Origin of the sequence: Paenibacillus sp. 32O-W (assembly GCF_007679495.1) — a bacterium.
Taxonomy (GTDB): Bacteria; Bacillota; Bacilli; order Paenibacillales; family NBRC-103111; genus Paenibacillus_L; species Paenibacillus_L residui.
In genome coordinates this window covers 1-16231 of the sequence record NZ_VEGP01000007.1, presented here as the reverse complement: position 1 = coordinate 16231, position 16231 = coordinate 1, and the positions used below count along the sequence as shown (strand labels likewise).

The following is a 16231-nucleotide window of genomic DNA, read 5'->3' as shown; positions in this document are numbered from 1 at the left end:
GATTCCTCCATACCGGGTATACCGGCGACGGCTAGCCCTTCACGCCGCCCATCGTCATACCGCTGATTAAATATTTTTGGAAATAGATAAAGACGATTACAACAGGAGTCGTCACCATGGCCGAAGCGGCCATCAGCTGTCCCCACAGCACTTCGCGGTTTCCTACCATCAGAGAGATGCCGACGGGCAGAGTCCGCATGGTGTCGGAGCTGGTCAGCGTCAATGCAAAGATGAACTCCTGCCACGACAGGATGAAAGAGAACAGGCCTACGGCGGCGATTCCCGGAGCCGCCAGCGGAATCACAACGCGGAAGATCGCGCTTACCGGTGTACAGCCGTCGATAAAGGCGGCTTCCTCCATATCCTTCGGGATTCCGTCGAAGTAGCTTTTCATCATCAATGTGGCGAACGGTATCGCAAACGTACAGTAAGCGATAATAAGGGACAGGTAGCTGTCGATCAGATCCAGCTTGATAAAGATGGCGAAGATCGGAATAATAAGCAGCACCAAGGGAAACATTTGGGAAACCAGCAAGGAATTCAAAAACAGCATTCTGCCCCTGAATTTAAAACGGGAGAGGCCATAAGAAAAGAAGATGGCTATAAATAAAGTGACAATCGTTGTCGAAATGGCGACGATGACACTGTTTTTGAAATACTGCAGAAATCCGGTCTCTTGAAACAGCGTCCGGTAGTTCTCCAGGGTGGGCTCGTTCGGAAACCACTTGGGCACTTCGGCAAAAATTTCAGCGGACGATTTAAACGAAGTGGAAATCATCCATACAAACGGAAACACGAGCAGCACCGTAGCCAATGTCAATAAAACGTAAGTGATGCTCCGTTTGACGAGCAACTTTTTTCTCGCATTCCCCCCCATGTTTTAGTCCTCCTTGTTTTTCTTCAGATAGAAAATGGCGAATACACTCAGCATGAGTACGCCAATAGTAGAAATGGCCGCAGCGTAATTCATTTTAAAGAAATTGAAGGCATTAAGGTACGAGTATACCGGAATGAGCTGCGTCGAATTGGAAGGTCCGCCTTTAGTCATCAGGTAGACCAAGTCAAACTGGTTAAAGGACCAGATGATTGTCAAAGTTACAATTACAAGAGAAACCCCCTTGAGACTGGGGAGCGTGATATACCAGAAACGCTGCCACAAATTAGCTCCGCTAATGTTAGCCGCCTCATACATTTCACGGTCGATCGCTTGCAGTCCGGCAAGCAGAACAACAGCGACGAAAGGGATTCCTTTCCAAACGCTTACAGCCAGTACCGAATAAAGGGCATATGCGGAATCTCCGAGCCAGTCGATGGGCCCCGAGATAATTCCCAATTTCATTAACACATAGTTCAAAATCCCGAATTGGCTGGAATAGATCCATTTCCAGGTGAGACCGGCGGCGATCATGGGCACGATCCAGGGAATAAGGATCAAGCTCCGGAAGATACCCCTCCCGGGAATTTCTTCATTTAACAACAGAGCAACGGCAAGGCCGATCAAATACTGGCCGACAACTACTCCTACCGTCCAAATGACCGTATTCCAGAAGGCTCCCGTAAAAATACTGTCCGAGAACAGCGCTCTGTAATGATCGAGCCCTGCAAAGGTCCGGTCGGAAGCGGTCAGGGAATGCTGGGTGAAAAAGCTGGAGATAATCCCCGAGATCATGGGATATATCAAGATGAGTCCGACAAATATGACGCCCGGTGCTATGAGAAAATACGGTAGCGCCCTCTTCCAAAACAAACTCGCAGTGAGTTTCATAACTAAGTTAACCTCCAGGCTTCCTTAAAGATTAAGCCCGGCAGCATTTACAGCATGCTTGTGCCGCCGGGCTATCGGAATGTCTCCTAAAGAATGATCATTGACCCATTAGCTCTTCCAGTCTCGTGTGCATATCATTGACAAACTGCTCCGGCGTCAGCTGCCCCTGAATAAGCTTTTGGATGGCCGCATTGAAATGCAGCTGCCTAAATTCCTCATACTTGGGCGCTAACGGGCGGTTGCGGCTAATGGACACCTGATCGACAAACGGTTTCATAATCGGATCCTGGGCAAATTCCGTCGTCGCAAAATCCTTCGTCCAGCCGACTACGCTGGTCACTTCGGCAAATTTATCGTAGTAAGTCGGCTTCTCTCCGGTAAAGATAAATTCCAGAAACTTTCCTGCAATTTCCTTATGCTTGCTTTGCTCCGTGATGCTTAACGTGTTCGGATAACCAAGCACGGCTTTCCCGGCCGGTCCCGCAGGGCTTGGGGCGGTCGCCCATTTCCCATCCAGATTAGGATTGGCCTTCAGGCTGCCCGACGCCCACATTCCGTTGAACATCATCGCCGTATTTCCGGAAATAAAGCTGTTCATGGTCGCTTCCCAATCCATACCTGTAACCGTTTTCGGCATCACGTTGTAAGTATTGGACAAATCGTAGATATACTTCGCAACAGCAAGTCCGGATTCGTTGTTAATCGTCGGTCTCCAGAAGTTCCCCTCGCGAACGATAACGTCATTACCGGCCTGCCAGAAGAAAGGAAGCACATAATCATCGGGCTCCCAGCCGGCAGCCGGGAAAGCCAGTCCGTATTGATCGCCCTTGGTGAGCTTCTGTGCATACTCCAGCAGTTCTTCCCAGGTTTCAGGCGGGTTATTGGGATCCAACCCCGCCTCTTCAAACAGGTCGGTGCGGTAGAAGAAGCCCCATACGCTTCCATCCCAAGGGACGCCGTAATACTTGCCGTCTTCCCCCTTCACCGAATCGAATCCGGATTCCAGGAACTGATTGAGCATTTCTTGAGAGACATAATCATTGACGGGAGCGAACGCTCCCAAACGCTGGTACTCGCTGGCCCATTGCCCGTTAAGCATGACCAGGTCCGGAGCTTGTCCGACCGTTAGCTGGCGCTGGAACATGGAGTAAGCTTCCCCCCAGCCGACATTGACGATTTTCACAGTGACTCCGGGATTTTGGCTGCTGAATTCCTTGGCCATTTCATCCAACAGGGTCACCTGCGCGGGGACCGTTCCGCCGATATGCTGAAATACAAGCTCTACCTTCTCTTCCGAGGACGATCCTTCACTGCCGCCGCTCTGGGAGCAGGCACCCAGCAAGGATACGGACATAACGGCGGCCATCGACATTTTCATTACTCGAAAAGGACTTTTCATTAATACGCTCTCCCCTTCATCTCTCAGCTTAAATGCTCTACTAATCTCTGATCCTTACAATCATTTCGATTTCGACAGGGATATTTTTAGGCAGCACATAGGTACCCATTGCGGAACGGGCATGCTTGCCTCTTTCCCCGAAAACATCCACCATCAAGTCCGAGAAGCCGTTCATTACTTGAGGCTGCTGATAGAAATCCTCGCTGCTGGCGACCAGACCGAGCACCTTGACCAAAGCATCGACACGATCCAGACTTCCCAAGTAGTTCTTGAGCTGGGCCAGCAGGATAATCCCGCATTCCCGGGCTGCCTGATAGCCTTCCTCCACCGTCAGATCTTTGCCGAGTTTGCCTGTCCAGATCGGACTGCCGTCATCCTCCCGTTCCGGTCCGTGGCCGGAAGTGTACAGCAGGTTGCCGTGCTGACGGATCGGCACGATGGCTTTTCCCTGCAAATCGATCTTTGGAAGTATCAAACCTAGCTCTTTAATTCTTTCATCTGCCAAACTCATGAATAAGTCCTCCCTTTTGCATAATTAGTTAGTTTATTTGTCGAATAATCTAACAAAATATAGTAATACAGCCAAATGCGGTTCAGGAAATTCCGCTTAATGCATAGGCCGGCTTGCAATCCCCTTGCCGAAGATTCCATTCTTCCCCGTTCCTGCGCTATACCGGCGGAAGTCCTGTCTGCATCTGTCTGGAATACCTGTGCCTTGTTACTTGAAAAACTGAGGCAAATACGGCTTGTTCTCCGCCAAAATCTGATCGAGTACAGCTTTGGCCAATGAAGAGCCTCCTACCAGCGGATGGATGGCAAGCGCTTGTAGAGCACTGCCGTAGTCCCCGTTCACACCGGCTTCTACCGTAAGCTCTTCGTAGGCTTTAACGACCTGGATCAAGCCCCGGATTTCAGCCGGCAGCGGCCCGCCGCTCAGCATCATCGGAGTAGCCCCCTCCGAAGAAATGATGCATCTGACCTCCACCGAAACATCCTCTCCCAGACACGGAATAACCCCATTATTGCGAACGTTGACTACCTGGATATTGCGGGCATTGTTGTATATCGATGTAATAAGGTCAACCGCCGCTTCCGAGTAGTACGCTCCTCCCCGTTGTTCCAGCTGAGCCGGCTTCACCTTTAATTCCGGATCCTTATACAGCTCGAACAGCTCCGCCTCCACCTTCTTGACCGCATCGGCCCTGGTTCCTTTGACCTTCAGCGCTTCCTGCTGCTCCTTGAGCATCTTATCCTTCAAATAATAGTAGCGAAGATAAGAGCAGGGGATCATTCCGAGAGAAGCAAGAAACCCGTCCCCCCATTTATAATCGGGGATATTCTTCACGGACAGGCCGCTGGCGTTGTCAAACATCCGCACGATGTCCTCCGTCCGGTCGACGCCGTTGATCCTGATATTTCGCGTCCAGTTCAAATGATTGATGCCGACCATTTCCATATCGACATTCGCCGGATCGGTCTCCGCCAGCTGGGCAATTTGCATCTTGGTATGGATGGGCAAATTGCATAAGCCGATGGTACGAATGGAGGAATGCTTCAATACCGCTTCCGTAATAATGCCTGCCGGGTTAGTGAAGTTAATCAGGAAAGCTTCGGGTGCAAGCTCTTCCATCTCTTTGCATATGTCCAGGATGACGGGAATCGTTCGGATCGCTTTCGCGAACCCTCCGGCCCCGGTTGTTTCCTGGCCGATGCAGCCGTACTGGAGCGGAATCCGTTCGTCCACCGCCCGGGCATCCAGGCCGCCAACGCGAATTTGCGTCAGTACAAAGCTGGCCCCGGAAATCGCTTCCCGACGATCCAACGTCAGATGCAGCCGGATGGGAACCCCCGCGTTCTCAATCATTCTCCGGGCAAGTTCACCGACGATCTGCAGCTTCTCGCGGCCGGCTTCAATATCCACGAGGTACAGCTCTTGCAGCGGAAATTGCTCATAATTTTTGATAAACCCTTCAATCAACTCGGGGGTATAAGAGGAGCCCCCGCCGATAACGGCCACTTTAAGCGGTTTAGGATTCAACGATAATCTCCCTCCTGTACGAATTTAATCGTTCGGTAATTTGCGGCCCCGCAGGAAGCTGAAGCTGATCCATCCCCATCAATACCGCTCCGAAGACCGGCTCCATTTCCGGGATTTCAATCGTAAAATCAGTATGCTCCTCACGCAGGGTCTCTTCGAGACTTTGCAGCAGGCAGGAGCTCTTGCCCCTCTGGAAAATGCTTCCGATCAACACTATCGGAATGTTGTCCACACCGAAGCTTCCTATTCTTCTCATGACGGAGCGTGCCGCATTGCCCAATTCGTGCCCGACCTCGGACAACAGACGGATCGAGAGAGCATCCCCGTCCTGGACCGCTTCATGAAGAACAATGGTCAATTCGGATGGAACCGTCCTTACCTGCCGGTCCAAATAATCGTTGAGCAGCGCTTCCATGGAAGAATAGCCGAGGTAGGAAGGAACCCTTTCCGTAAGAATAGAAGGGATATCCCGCTGCTCCCACGACCGGACTGCCGCTCTGAAGGTTTCGATTGCCATATGATTGCCCCCGGCATAATCGCCGTACAGATAACCGAATCCCCCTGTTTGCACGACCTGCCCGTCCCTGTTTCTGCCGAATGCGTTCGTTCCGCTTCCGCAGACAAGCACAATGCCCACATTGTCCGGACTACCCGCGCGCAGCCCGGCCATTGTATCACAAGCCAGGTTCCAGCTGGTTACCGGTATTTTCTTAAGTCCGGATTCCAGCCGGATCATATCTGCTTCGCGGTCGGCCCCTGCGAGCGTATATTGGACAAAATCCAGATCCGCATACTGCAAGCCGGCCTGTTCCAGTGCATGCTTCATTGCAGTTGAAATATGGTCCATCGCTCTATCGAGACCTATCTTCTGGTAATTGGCTCCACCGGCCAGACCTTCTCCAAGCAAATTCCCCTCGGCGTCGGTTATTACCGCATAGGTCTTACTCCCACCGCCGTCCACTCCCATAATCAACGCCATCCATCAATCTCCTCAAGACTAAAATTTAAGTATGTAGCCAGTTAGTTTATGCAAAGAATAAACTATAGTGATATCTTAATTTCCCGGCTATCAAATGTCAACGTTTTTTTGCAACCGTCTTCAGAATAATCTTCTTCCTTATCTCCTCCCCCCTTTTTGACTGTTATCCCATTTAATCAGAAAACTGCTTAGGGCCAGCCGAAACTGTCCCGTTAAATCGAACCTATGCAGTTCGAAGCCGAAAGTAATTTCCTTCCTCCTCATATAGATTTTCAAACCAACTAACCCTGGGAACCAGCCGCATACGGTTTAAAAAATTATTTCTTTTACCGCTTTGGCCGTTAGTTATACGTCCTGAACCGGAGTAAGTCTGTCGGCTTCCGGATTACGTGCTTTCTGAGCAATGGGGATAACAGTCCAAGGGACGGTGGAATGGAGATCAAGAGCAAGCGAGAGAGTGAATATCCGAACGTAAATTCGAAAAGTTACGACTCTGGCGTGTAACAACACCATAAACAAAAAGGGGGGCGTCCCCATCCAGGCTTCAGCCTGGTGGACCGCCCCTCAAAGTTGTGTTAATCGCTATCAAGCAGAATACTGTGATTAATCCCAAAGCTTTTCCTTAATCATATTCGGAAAAATTTCAGTGGCATCTCGCGGCAAGACCCGGACATGCTGCAAATAATCCGTGACACGCCGGTCGTCCTCGGCAGGATATTCATACTTCAGATGTTCGGCTACCTCCCGGGCTGTTCTGCGGAACAGATCGCCCGCTGTGAACAGCGCATTCCAAACTTCTTCATAATCTCCACTCGGATAGGTGCGCAATAGCTGCTGCCAGCGGTTCTCCGGGAGATAGTTCTCCAAATATTTGCCGTTCTTGCCGACACTGAGCGAAAAATCGGTTTGAATGCCGACCTGCCACTCCAGCATCTTGAGAAGCATCGGCCGGACATATAGATTAAGATGGTCCAGGGCAAATAGAATCTCTTGTCTCCATAGACCTTTAGCTACATAGGTGGACACCCACCAAAACTCATTGCAGCAATCCGCGAAAAATTCCGCCGATGGCCTTTTCACCCAGTAATCTTCATCCGTCGGAGCGGGAATATCCGGCAAGCAGTTATCCTTATCCAATAACACGAGCAGCAGCTTATCTTCCTTACAGTATTCGTCCTTCTCATCCAACGGAATCAAGGTCAGGTCGATCCGGTTGCCATCCGTAAACAGCATCAAGTAAGAGAAACGCCTGCCCAGGTCCGGAGGAAACATGGCCATCGCCTCAGGAGTCTGCATAATGATTCGTTCTCCGAACCGGTCGACCCAATTGGGGTCTTGCACGAAAGAGTCCATTTCGGTCACAAGAAAACTGATGTCATAATCTTGAAACATATCCTTGGGCACATTCGAATTGGTTCTTGATCCTTCCAGGGTCACCGCTCGAATCCGCTCATCCTTCTCGGCGAATGCGAGGATGTCATCCAGCATTTCTCTCTCACTTCTCATCATCGTTTCACGGCCTCCCTATTTTTGATTGGATTTCCTGCTTACTATAAAGGCAGGCGGTCCGCGAATTCGATTTTCCCGGCCAATAACAAGATGAAGGGGTTACCACTTATCCAGCTTTCCCATGAACGGTACTCCTTTCAAAAAAATGGATCACATTCTAATAGGAAACAGGGGAATTTCCATTTTATGCAAAACAATTTGTTATTACAGTAACATAACCGTAAGGGAAAACACAATTATTCCTTCGGGCCGAACCATCCGGTACCTGTGTCAAACAATTATCCGCCTATCGTTTTCAGTTCGTTCGCCAAATATTGGATGGAGGCGGCCCTTTCTTTTGCATTTTGCCGATCGAATAGAAGCTGTTCCATCCATTCCCAAATATCTTCCAATTTACGCCTTCCCTGATAAAAGAGCAGAACATCGGGATCAACGGTATAATCGCTGTGAACCTGCTTGTAGATGCTTACAAAGTCTTCATAGTAGGGCTTGTCTGTCATAAACATGATATCCGCTTCAACGGGGGCCAATTTCAATCCTTCCCAATCCAGCAACATCAGTTGTTGTCCGGCTTGCATCAGATTCCAATGATGAATATCTGTGTGGCACAGGGCCATCCTTAACGAACGGCATTTCAAACCGGCGGACAGCTTGTCCACAGTGTCCATCAACCCTTTAACCTGCTCAAGATAAGGGTCCGTCACTTCTCTGATTTCGGCAGGAACACGGGAATACTCCCCGCCCAACGTACTCCTCAGCCGCTGCATAAACGGGATGCAGAAATCTTCCTTAATGGCATCGGTGTCCGGCGGTATTTCTTCCCCATATGAATGAAGCTCCGCTATCATTTCCGAAAGCTGGCGAACCTGCTCCCCGGATAAATCTCGGTCTCCTATCGTTTCGCCATCGATATACTCATAGAGCAGATAGATTCCTTCCTCGTCCTCACATTTGTATTCCCCTTGCTTTGTTACGAGCGGCACGGGAAGTTTGCCTTTCAAGCCGCTATTTTGCAGAAGCCAAATGGTGATAGGCACATACTTGTCAATAAGAGCTGTCCACTTGGGGGTGGACGCTCTGCTTTTTTCATACGCCTTCAAAAAGTAGGTGCCACTGTCACCGGACACTTTATAAGCGAGTGCCGCCCAGCCTCCCTGCTGCGGTAAAATTCCCTTGATCTCTAAGCTATAATGCTCCTTCAAAATGGTTTTCAGCTTGTTCATTACATCCTCCTGACCGTTTTGGGAAAGCGGCTTACGTTACTAATACAATAAGTATATTAAAACTCTATCCATCATAGGCAGTAAAAAAAATAAAAGAATACTCTCTCATTCCAATACAGTCCGGAATCTTCGAATGTTATTACTTAACGGGTCCGAAAACCCATCCTCCTTTCCCATACAAGGAAATAGGCGATTGTTTCCTTTATAACGGCACATTTTCCTTGGCGTCCAATCTTCCGGCCGTTCAGACACATATAATACAGAAAAAATAGAAGGGAGGATGTCGTTATGGGATTTGGTGGAGCAGGTAGCTGTGGCGGATTGTTTACATCTACAGGGGTTATTCTTGTTCTTTTCATTCTGCTTGTTATTGTTTCCCGTGCATGGCTTGTGTAGTTTCTAGCGATACTTTACGTTATCGCATGATTAGCAAGCTATAAGGGATTCTGGCCGTCCCTGCGATGAAAGAGAAAGAGCGAGTGTGTCGGTGGAAACAGCACCGCTAACCTCGCTCTTCTTTTTTGACATTCTTATCCCACGCTACGGAAAGGGATGCGGGTATGGATTAAGCTCCTCCGGCGTCAGTTTGTGCTCTGCATAACCCAGCTTCATCGGGACCTCGAAGACCCTATCAAGGCCCGTCAACCGGGCAAACCGGTGTCCGAACGTCATAGGCAGCATTCCCGGAATCAGCACTTTCACACAGCGCAGGCCGTTGCGGAGTGTCTCACCGGACGATTGATCGATAACAATAACATCCAACCGAAGACTGCGAAACGTTCGAAGGACCTGTTTCAAATCTTCCGTTAGATCATCATTCGTCGATGCAGCCTGAAACTCTTCGGCGAATGTACGCAGGGGACGCCGTTCGTCGAGCAAAAACCGGAGTCTTTCCTCCGCCTGAGGCAAGCTGTACAGCAAGGCGTGATCCTCCATGCTCTCCACCAGGAACGAATCCTTGAGCATCGACTCGGCCTCCGGCCTGCGTTCCCTATAGCGGGCTTCGGCCATCGGGATCATGTTCGCCAGCTCGTGTATGGCGCTCTTGGCCGCACGGACGGGGTCGAGATGAGCTCCGGCGGCACAGAGCAGATTTACTCCAGGCTTTTTCCCACCCTTCGCCAATGCCCAGATGCTCGGAATCCCGTTCTCCATCGTTGTATTGTACAAGCATACCTCGTATCCTGTAACCGCCCTTAAGCGATGAATCATTAACAATAGCTCCCGATCCTCCGCTGAGGCGGGATCAAGCCGCGGAACCGGCAGCCTGGTGTACCAGGTCATCAGGAAAGAATCCCTCTCGACAACCTCGAAAATTCCATGCAGGATCGCCTCCTCAAGGCTGCCCCCTATGGCGCAGCCATTGGAGGTTTCATAGACAAATCCCCCGCCATAGCCCAGGCTGTAATAGGCCAATCGTTCGGGAACGAGAATGGGCCGCTCCTGCAGGAACGAATATCCCCACACCCAATCCATCGGAATATCGGGATCGAAAGACTGGAAAGGAAAATCCGGTTGTTCCAACAGTTCTTTAGCATGAAAGCCTACCTTAGCAGGGTCCAGCGCCACCTCCTTAAGGCGGGAATAGCTGTCGGATACGATCGTTCGTTTGCCCCGGGGAGCAAGCCCACAAAATCGTTCCAACCCCTCCAGTATTGCGGCCATTTCGCTATCTGCATAAGAATTCGAATGGCCCCCAACCACCTCATTATACAGTCCTAAAGGTAGATTCATAGCTACCCCGGCGAAGGCGGATGCGAGGTCCGGCCGCTTGCCGTTCATGAGCCCGGTCCGGTTATCCAGATAATCCTTGGCCAGAACCTTCCGCAGGTCGCCCATTGAACGGCAGCGGTAACTGTTGTTGAGCTTCTTGCACGGCTCCAGGGATATGGCCGCCGCCTCCGGTGAATCCTCCGGCAGCTCGCCGCAAACCGGACAGAGCCCGTCCGGCAGAATGTAGTGAACGGTGCTGGTCAAGCTTCTTAAGTTGATTAGATGGACGCGGCCTTCCGAATCCGTTATTTCCCCCCGCAGCAGCCTTGCCGTTTCCAATGAGACGATAAGCGCCATATGACGGAATGCTGCCGGCGGAACTTCCGGGGGGGAAGGAGCGATCGCATCTGGAGAAATTAGTTTCATAAGCGAGTCGTCCGGTTCTTCGCGCCCGCCACCCGCCAAGGATAGCCGGGTCTCCGCACATTGGAAGCAGCCGGGCTTTCCCGGAAGGACCAACGGTCCTATCCTCCCTTCCCCCTCTTCTCTGGATAAGCAGGCCCGTGACCAGGGAAGCCCGCGCGGCCGCAGAATCTTCTCCGCTTCCACATTCAGAGCGGAATCAGACTGATCCTGCACCACCCATACGAGCCCCGCAGCCGGTACGCTTTCGCCGAAATCCGGTCTGTGCACTATGGGGAGCCCGGATAATTGCTTGCATACCGCTTCTGCAAGTTTCCCATTTCCGACAATAACGACAGGATTCAAGGAGCTTCCTCCTCTCCGGGAACTCTTGACATAGGGTCCAATTAATAATCATTATTTAAAGTATGTCGCCGCTCTTAGCTCTATGACGCCATCAGCGAAGGCATGCAATTCGCCATCGGATTCAAAGATAAAAAAAGCTCCTAACGGAGCCATCTCGAAGATGAATAACCCGGTATTAGAGGAAGCTTTTTATGCCAATTAGAAAGTTTGTTCCATGTTAATGCTTTAATGAACTTAAACTTTCTAATGTGGTAAATAAGGAAAGAACGGATGAACGTCTGATTGCACCTTACCGGCCTCGTAAATATTGTCCTGTAATCGAAGCTTTACAGTTCACCAAATACTGCGGCCGTCCCTGAAAGATCACCCTTCCCCCCTCCTGCCCCGCTCCCGGACCCAGGTCTATAATCCAGTCCGCCTGGCTTATAACGTCCAGATTATGCTCGATGACAATGACGGTGCTGCCCTGATCCACTAGCCGGTCGAAGATTCGAATCAGCCGCTGCGTATCGGACATGTGCAGTCCGGTCGTCGGCTCGTCCAACACATAAATTTCTCCATGATTCTCCAGCTCCGCCGCCAGCTTTACCCTCTGAAGCTCGCCGCCCGACAACGTAGTTAAAGGCTGCCCAAGGGTCAAGTAGCCGATTTCTACGTCCTGTAACCGCAGCAGAGCAGGCCTTATTTCCGGTTCCCGGAAAAATTCCACAGCCTCGTCCACCGTCATCTCCAGCACTTCGCTGATCGTACTCCCGCGCAGGGTGAACCCGAGAACCTCCTCTTTAAATCGGCGCCCCTGGCAGGCATCACAAATACTGGTAATCGTATCCATAAAAGCGAGATCGATATTCATCATCCCGGAGCCTTTGCATTCCGGACAGGCCCCTTTCGAATTAAAGCTGAAGAGAGAGGCGTCGGCCCGGTTCTCCCTTGCGAACAAGCTTCGGATGAAATCGAAAATGCCGATAAAAGTGGCCATATTCGAACGGTTGGAGGCCTGAATCGCTCCTTGATCGATGAAAATCGCTTCCGGATAATATTGCGGCAGCACCTGGCGGATAAGAGTGCTCTTCCCCGATCCGGCAACGCCCGTAACTGCGATCATGACCCCTTTCGGGATATCGGCGCTAACGTCCTTCAAATTGTGAAGGAACGCATGTTTGATCGAGAGCCAGCCGGAAGGCTGTCTTGGTTCTTTCTTCAAAGCCGGCCGGCGATTCAGAAATTGTCCGGTCAGCGTCCCGGCCCGGACCAGCCCCTGCAAATCCCCCTCATATACGACTTTGCCGCCTTCGGTCCCGGCCCGAGGCCCCATTTCGATAATATGATCGGCGATTTGAATAACATCCGGGTCATGCTCCACGATCAGCACGGTATTGCCCTTGTCCCGCAACTGCCGCAGCAGGCGGTTGATCCTGCTGACATCGTGAGGATGGAGCCCTATGCTGGGCTCGTCAAAAATATAAGTCAGCTCCGTCAAGCTGCTGCCCAATTGGCGGACCATTTTAATTCGTTGAGATTCGCCGCCGGACAAGGTCGATGTCTCCCGATTCAAGCTTAAATAGCCTAATCCTACGGAGATCAGATGCTCCAGGCGATGGACGATGGCATCGACTACCGTACGGGCCGAAGGCTCCCGGATCGTCCGGACAAAGCCGATCAGATCACTGACCTGCATATGCGTGCAGTCTGCAATCGATTGACCGTTGATTTTGCACTCCAGCACTTTGGCATTCAGCCGAGCCCCCCGGCACAATGGGCATTTCCCCTGGGTCACCACGTAATCAATCGCCTCTTTGTACAGCTTCACATCCCTCGATTCCTTGCTCAGGAAGGAGCGTTCCATCCTCGGAATGATTCCCTCGTATTTGGAAGTAGGAGGCCAGCCCTCCGTCGGATGGGGAGGCTTGAAGCCCGATTTGTACAAGAGCGTGTTCCATTCCTCATCCGTGTAATCCTTCAGCTTTTTATCATTGTCAAACAGCCCTGTGCAAACATACCGCTTCCAACGATATTCTCCCGGCCGGAAGGTAGGGAAGCGGATCGCCCCTTCGTTGAGGGATTTCTGCCGGTCGATCAGCCGGTCTATATTTATCGTCTGCACACTTCCCAATCCCTTGCATTCGGGACACATGCCCTGAGGATTGTTAAATGAAAACATGTCCATAGATCCGACGAAGGGCCGACCGTTTCGGGAATATAACAAGCGCAGCAAGGAGTAGATATCCGTAATCGTTCCAACGGTCGATCTTGCGTTTCCCCCTATCCTCTTCTGATTAATGACCACCGCCACGGAAAGATTGTTCAACGTGTCCGCATCCGGCTGTCCGTAATGGGGGAGGCGATGGCGGATAAAGCTGGAATACGTTTCGTTCAATTGGCGCTGCGACTCCGCTGCAATGGTATCAAAGACAAGGGCCGATTTCCCGGAACCGGATACGCCTGCAAATACTGTGATCTGCTTCTTGGGGATCGTCACACTTATCCCTTTCAAGTTTTTCTCCCTGGCTCCAATAACCTGTATAGGATTTCCCCGAAATTCTTCTCTCATAGCTGTCATTCTCCTTCCTTAACGGAGTTCGCAGGCGGAATCAAGTCATATAACCTGCATAAATTCCGCGTGCAGTCCCCTGCTATTTCAGTTTCAGTCTATCCAATGATTTGGCTTTGACGACCTTTCCTACATAAGATACACTTTAAACATGCCAAATGTTGTCCAGTTTAATCACTGTCTTCGGAAGTGAGGAGAAATTTATGTCGAAAGCCAAGCTGTTATTCGACTTGATTATGTATGCCAACTCGAAGAGAAGCTTTACCGCCCAAGAGATTGCCGATGAATTTCACGTATCCGTCCGGACCGCCCATCGGTACCTGATGGAAATTAGTGAAATGGGGGTTCCTTTGTATACGGAACAGGGGAGAAACGGAGGATACCGTATCCTGCACAACCGGATTCTTCCGCCCGTGTTATTGGATGAGCACGAGGCGCTGGCGATTTTCTTCGCTTTCCAGTCCTTGAGATACTATCCATCCCTGCCCTTTGATACGGATATGGACTCCGCCTCCAGAAAATTGTATTTCAGCCTTCCCGATGACATTAAGAAGAAAATAGACCGCCTGGAATCCGTCCTGTCTTTTTGGAATCCGAAGAGAAGGGCTTCCTCTCCCTTTCTGAAAGAGATTATTGAAGCGGCATTAGACCATCACGTACTCATTATCGAATACCGTTCCAAATCCAACCGTAAAAAGAGAGAAGTCGTGCCCATCGGTTTATATGCTAATGACGGATTCTGGTATATGCCGGCCTGGGACATGGAAAAAGACAAGGTGCGGCTGTTCAGGGCGGACAGAATCCTGTCTTTGGAAAATTCCAAAAGAACCTGCGAGCTGAAAATGAATTTGCCCGATTGGTTAGACGGGTATACGATCCATACACCGGTCCGTCTGTATGTTAAGCTGACCAGAGAAGGGATGAGACAGTGTCAAAGCAAGCCCTGGTTCGAACCGCATATCGTATCTGTGGATGAGGATTCCGGGTATATCGATACGATGATTGATTACAGCGAGGTCGAATTTCTGTCCTCCTATTTCATCCAGCTAGGGACGGAGGCCCAAGTGATCGAACCGCAGGAAATTGTGGAGCTCATCAAAAAGCAGGCTTCCCGCCTGCTCGATCAATATCGCTAGTCCGCAGCCTAACTCGCAAACACGACAAAGAACCCTCGACGCTCATCGCGAGGGTTGCGAATGATTTATCCAGGAGCACTATGAAAATATTATCTTCTACTATGCTTTGGACTGCGGATAAGATTACGGAATAAGCAGCACCCGGCCTGTAACCTGCCTCTGTTCAAAAGCAATATGAGCTTTGGCGGCATCGGCCAGCGGATATGTGCGCCCTACTTTGACCGAAAGACGGCCTTCCCGGATCCAATCTAAAAATTTCGGGAGATACGAATGCCATTCCTTCATAAAATATAGCCCGGAAAAACGGTTGATATAAAGCGAGCCTTTCTCTTGAAGGAGCATGAGATCAAACGGCGGAATGAACCCGCTTGCCTGCCCGAAAATCTCCAGATATCCCCGGGGGGCAAGACTGTCGAGGCTGGCCTCGAAGGTATCCCTGCCCACTGGATCAGGCACCAATCCCCCGGCTTGACGGGATACGCGGCATGGGTTAGCGCATAAGCGAGAAAGCCCTGGGATAATCCTGCCGCGGCATGTTCCAGGTGGAGTTCGTCCGGGACGGGAATGAGCCGCTGAACCGGGGCTATCACATGGGTGGCGTACGTTCCGCTGCCTCCTCCGCAGATGACCCTATCTCCAACCTGAACAGGACTGTCACCAGGGCCCAGCGACTCCACAATCCCCACGCATTGACTCCCTATAGTGGCCGGAAGCTTATATTCCACGGCCCCTTCCTTTTTGTAAAATGCCTGATTCACAAGGTCGCCACGGCGATGCTGAACATCCAGGAAGTTAACGCTCGCCGCCTGGACACGCACAAGCGCCTGGCCGAGACCCGGCACCGGCACGGGCAGCTCTTCCAATTGCATAACTTCAGGGCCTCCGTAGGAATGTATACGAATCGCCTTCATTTTCATCATCTCTATCCCTCATCTTCAAAATAGTTTCCGGGAAACAATATTAACAATCCTTTCAACCTTTGTCAGTAATGTTTCCTGGAAACATTGTAATCGATCCATTTCTTGCTATACTTAATATGAGAAAATTTCTATCCTGAAAATAACCCCGAGGGCTGAAATTTGAAAACTAAATGGATTTCATACAGTTAGATTTCTATATTCGGAAGAAATATGGAAACTAACTGGAAAAC

General features: G+C 50.6%; 13 protein-coding genes and 1 pseudogene. 2 read left to right on the top strand and 12 right to left on the bottom strand.

Going from position 1 to position 16231, the window contains the following annotated elements:
• Positions 1 to 31 precede the first annotated feature (31 nt).
• The 8 genes from FS806_RS04405 to FS806_RS04370 all read right to left on the bottom strand — a co-directional run bounded on the left by FS806_RS04405 (position 32) and on the right by FS806_RS04370 (position 8913).
• Positions 32 to 877, bottom strand: coding sequence for a carbohydrate ABC transporter permease (locus tag FS806_RS04405; protein ID WP_144933410.1), 846 nt, complete (start codon positions 875 to 877; stop codon positions 32 to 34).
• Between the two features lie 3 nt (positions 878 to 880).
• The gene (locus tag FS806_RS04400) at positions 881 to 1765 is read right to left on the bottom strand and encodes a carbohydrate ABC transporter permease (RefSeq protein WP_144933409.1); all 885 of its coding nucleotides are present in this window, start codon (positions 1763 to 1765) and stop codon (positions 881 to 883) included.
• A 97-nt stretch (positions 1766 to 1862) separates the two neighbouring features.
• Positions 1863 to 3164: an ABC transporter substrate-binding protein gene (locus tag FS806_RS04395; protein WP_144933408.1), complete on the bottom strand. Its 1302-nt coding sequence runs from the start codon at positions 3162 to 3164 to the stop codon at positions 1863 to 1865.
• A 40-nt stretch (positions 3165 to 3204) separates the two neighbouring features.
• Positions 3205 to 3675 (bottom strand): RidA family protein, encoded by a 471-nt coding sequence (locus tag FS806_RS04390; protein ID WP_144933407.1) that lies wholly within the window; start codon positions 3673 to 3675, stop codon positions 3205 to 3207.
• A 207-nt stretch (positions 3676 to 3882) separates the two neighbouring features.
• Complete coding sequence (locus FS806_RS04385; protein ID WP_144933406.1) at positions 3883 to 5202, bottom strand: 6-phospho-beta-glucosidase; 1320 nt, start codon at positions 5200 to 5202, stop codon at positions 3883 to 3885.
• The gene (locus FS806_RS04380; RefSeq protein WP_144933405.1) at positions 5192 to 6181 is read right to left on the bottom strand and encodes an N-acetylglucosamine kinase; all 990 of its coding nucleotides are present in this window, start codon (positions 6179 to 6181) and stop codon (positions 5192 to 5194) included. Before FS806_RS04380 ends, FS806_RS04385 begins: the two co-directional genes overlap by 11 nt.
• 603 nt (positions 6182 to 6784) lie before the next feature.
• The gene (locus FS806_RS04375; RefSeq protein ID WP_144933510.1) at positions 6785 to 7687 is read right to left on the bottom strand and encodes an aminoglycoside 6-adenylyltransferase; all 903 of its coding nucleotides are present in this window, start codon (positions 7685 to 7687) and stop codon (positions 6785 to 6787) included.
• Between the two features lie 281 nt (positions 7688 to 7968).
• Positions 7969 to 8913: an aminoglycoside phosphotransferase family protein gene (locus FS806_RS04370; RefSeq protein ID WP_144933404.1), complete on the bottom strand. Its 945-nt coding sequence runs from the start codon at positions 8911 to 8913 to the stop codon at positions 7969 to 7971.
• Positions 8914 to 9201: 288 nt separating this feature from the next.
• Here FS806_RS04370 and FS806_RS26560 point away from each other — a divergent pair, with 288 nt between their 5' ends.
• A complete protein-coding gene (locus FS806_RS26560; protein WP_144933403.1) occupies positions 9202 to 9309 on the top strand; it encodes a sporulation protein YjcZ in 108 nt (35 codons plus the stop codon).
• Positions 9310 to 9453: 144 nt separating this feature from the next.
• On the opposite strand, the gene FS806_RS04360 is transcribed toward FS806_RS26560, so the two are convergent.
• Both FS806_RS04360 and FS806_RS04355 read right to left on the bottom strand, forming a co-directional pair.
• Entirely contained in the window at positions 9454 to 11394 is a 1941-nt protein-coding gene (locus FS806_RS04360) for a TOMM precursor leader peptide-binding protein (RefSeq protein WP_144933402.1), read from the bottom strand.
• Positions 11395 to 11683: 289 nt separating this feature from the next.
• Entirely contained in the window at positions 11684 to 13945 is a 2262-nt protein-coding gene (locus FS806_RS04355) for an ATP-binding cassette domain-containing protein (protein ID WP_144933401.1), read from the bottom strand.
• Between the two features lie 203 nt (positions 13946 to 14148).
• Here FS806_RS04355 and FS806_RS04350 point away from each other — a divergent pair, with 203 nt between their 5' ends.
• Positions 14149 to 15081, top strand: a complete 933-nt coding sequence (locus FS806_RS04350; protein WP_144933400.1) for a helix-turn-helix transcriptional regulator — start codon at positions 14149 to 14151, stop codon at positions 15079 to 15081.
• Between the two features lie 123 nt (positions 15082 to 15204).
• Here FS806_RS04350 and FS806_RS26555 read toward each other — a convergent pair whose 3' ends face one another.
• Both FS806_RS26555 and FS806_RS26550 read right to left on the bottom strand, forming a co-directional pair.
• Positions 15205 to 15525, bottom strand: coding sequence for a zinc-binding dehydrogenase (locus tag FS806_RS26555; protein ID WP_260981975.1), 321 nt, complete (start codon positions 15523 to 15525; stop codon positions 15205 to 15207).
• A gap of 167 nt (positions 15526 to 15692) precedes the next feature.
• Positions 15693 to 15950: pseudogene (locus tag FS806_RS26550) on the bottom strand (alcohol dehydrogenase catalytic domain-containing protein); the annotation flags it as partial.
• Positions 15951 to 16231: the final 281 nt, after the last annotated feature.

Excerpts from the sequence above, each read along its gene's own strand:
- FS806_RS04370 (WP_144933404.1), bottom strand. The coding sequence starts at position 8,913 with ATGAACAAGCTGAAAACCATTTTGAAGGAGCATTATAGCTTAGAGATC.
- FS806_RS04380 (WP_144933405.1), bottom strand. The coding sequence starts at position 6,181 with ATGGCGTTGATTATGGGAGTGGACGGCGGTGGGAGTAAGACCTATGCG.
- FS806_RS04390 (WP_144933407.1), bottom strand. The coding sequence starts at position 3,675 with ATGAGTTTGGCAGATGAAAGAATTAAAGAGCTAGGTTTGATACTTCCA.
- FS806_RS04400 (WP_144933409.1), bottom strand. The coding sequence starts at position 1,765 with ATGAAACTCACTGCGAGTTTGTTTTGGAAGAGGGCGCTACCGTATTTT.
- FS806_RS26560 (WP_144933403.1), top strand. The coding sequence starts at position 9,202 with ATGGGATTTGGTGGAGCAGGTAGCTGTGGCGGATTGTTTACATCTACA.
- FS806_RS04355 (WP_144933401.1), bottom strand. The coding sequence starts at position 13,945 with ATGAGAGAAGAATTTCGGGGAAATCCTATACAGGTTATTGGAGCCAGG.
- FS806_RS04395 (WP_144933408.1), bottom strand. The coding sequence starts at position 3,164 with ATGAAAAGTCCTTTTCGAGTAATGAAAATGTCGATGGCCGCCGTTATG.
- FS806_RS04350 (WP_144933400.1), top strand. The coding sequence starts at position 14,149 with ATGTCGAAAGCCAAGCTGTTATTCGACTTGATTATGTATGCCAACTCG.
- FS806_RS04405 (WP_144933410.1), bottom strand. The coding sequence starts at position 877 with ATGGGGGGGAATGCGAGAAAAAAGTTGCTCGTCAAACGGAGCATCACT.
- FS806_RS04375 (WP_144933510.1), bottom strand. The coding sequence starts at position 7,687 with ATGAGAAGTGAGAGAGAAATGCTGGATGACATCCTCGCATTCGCCGAG.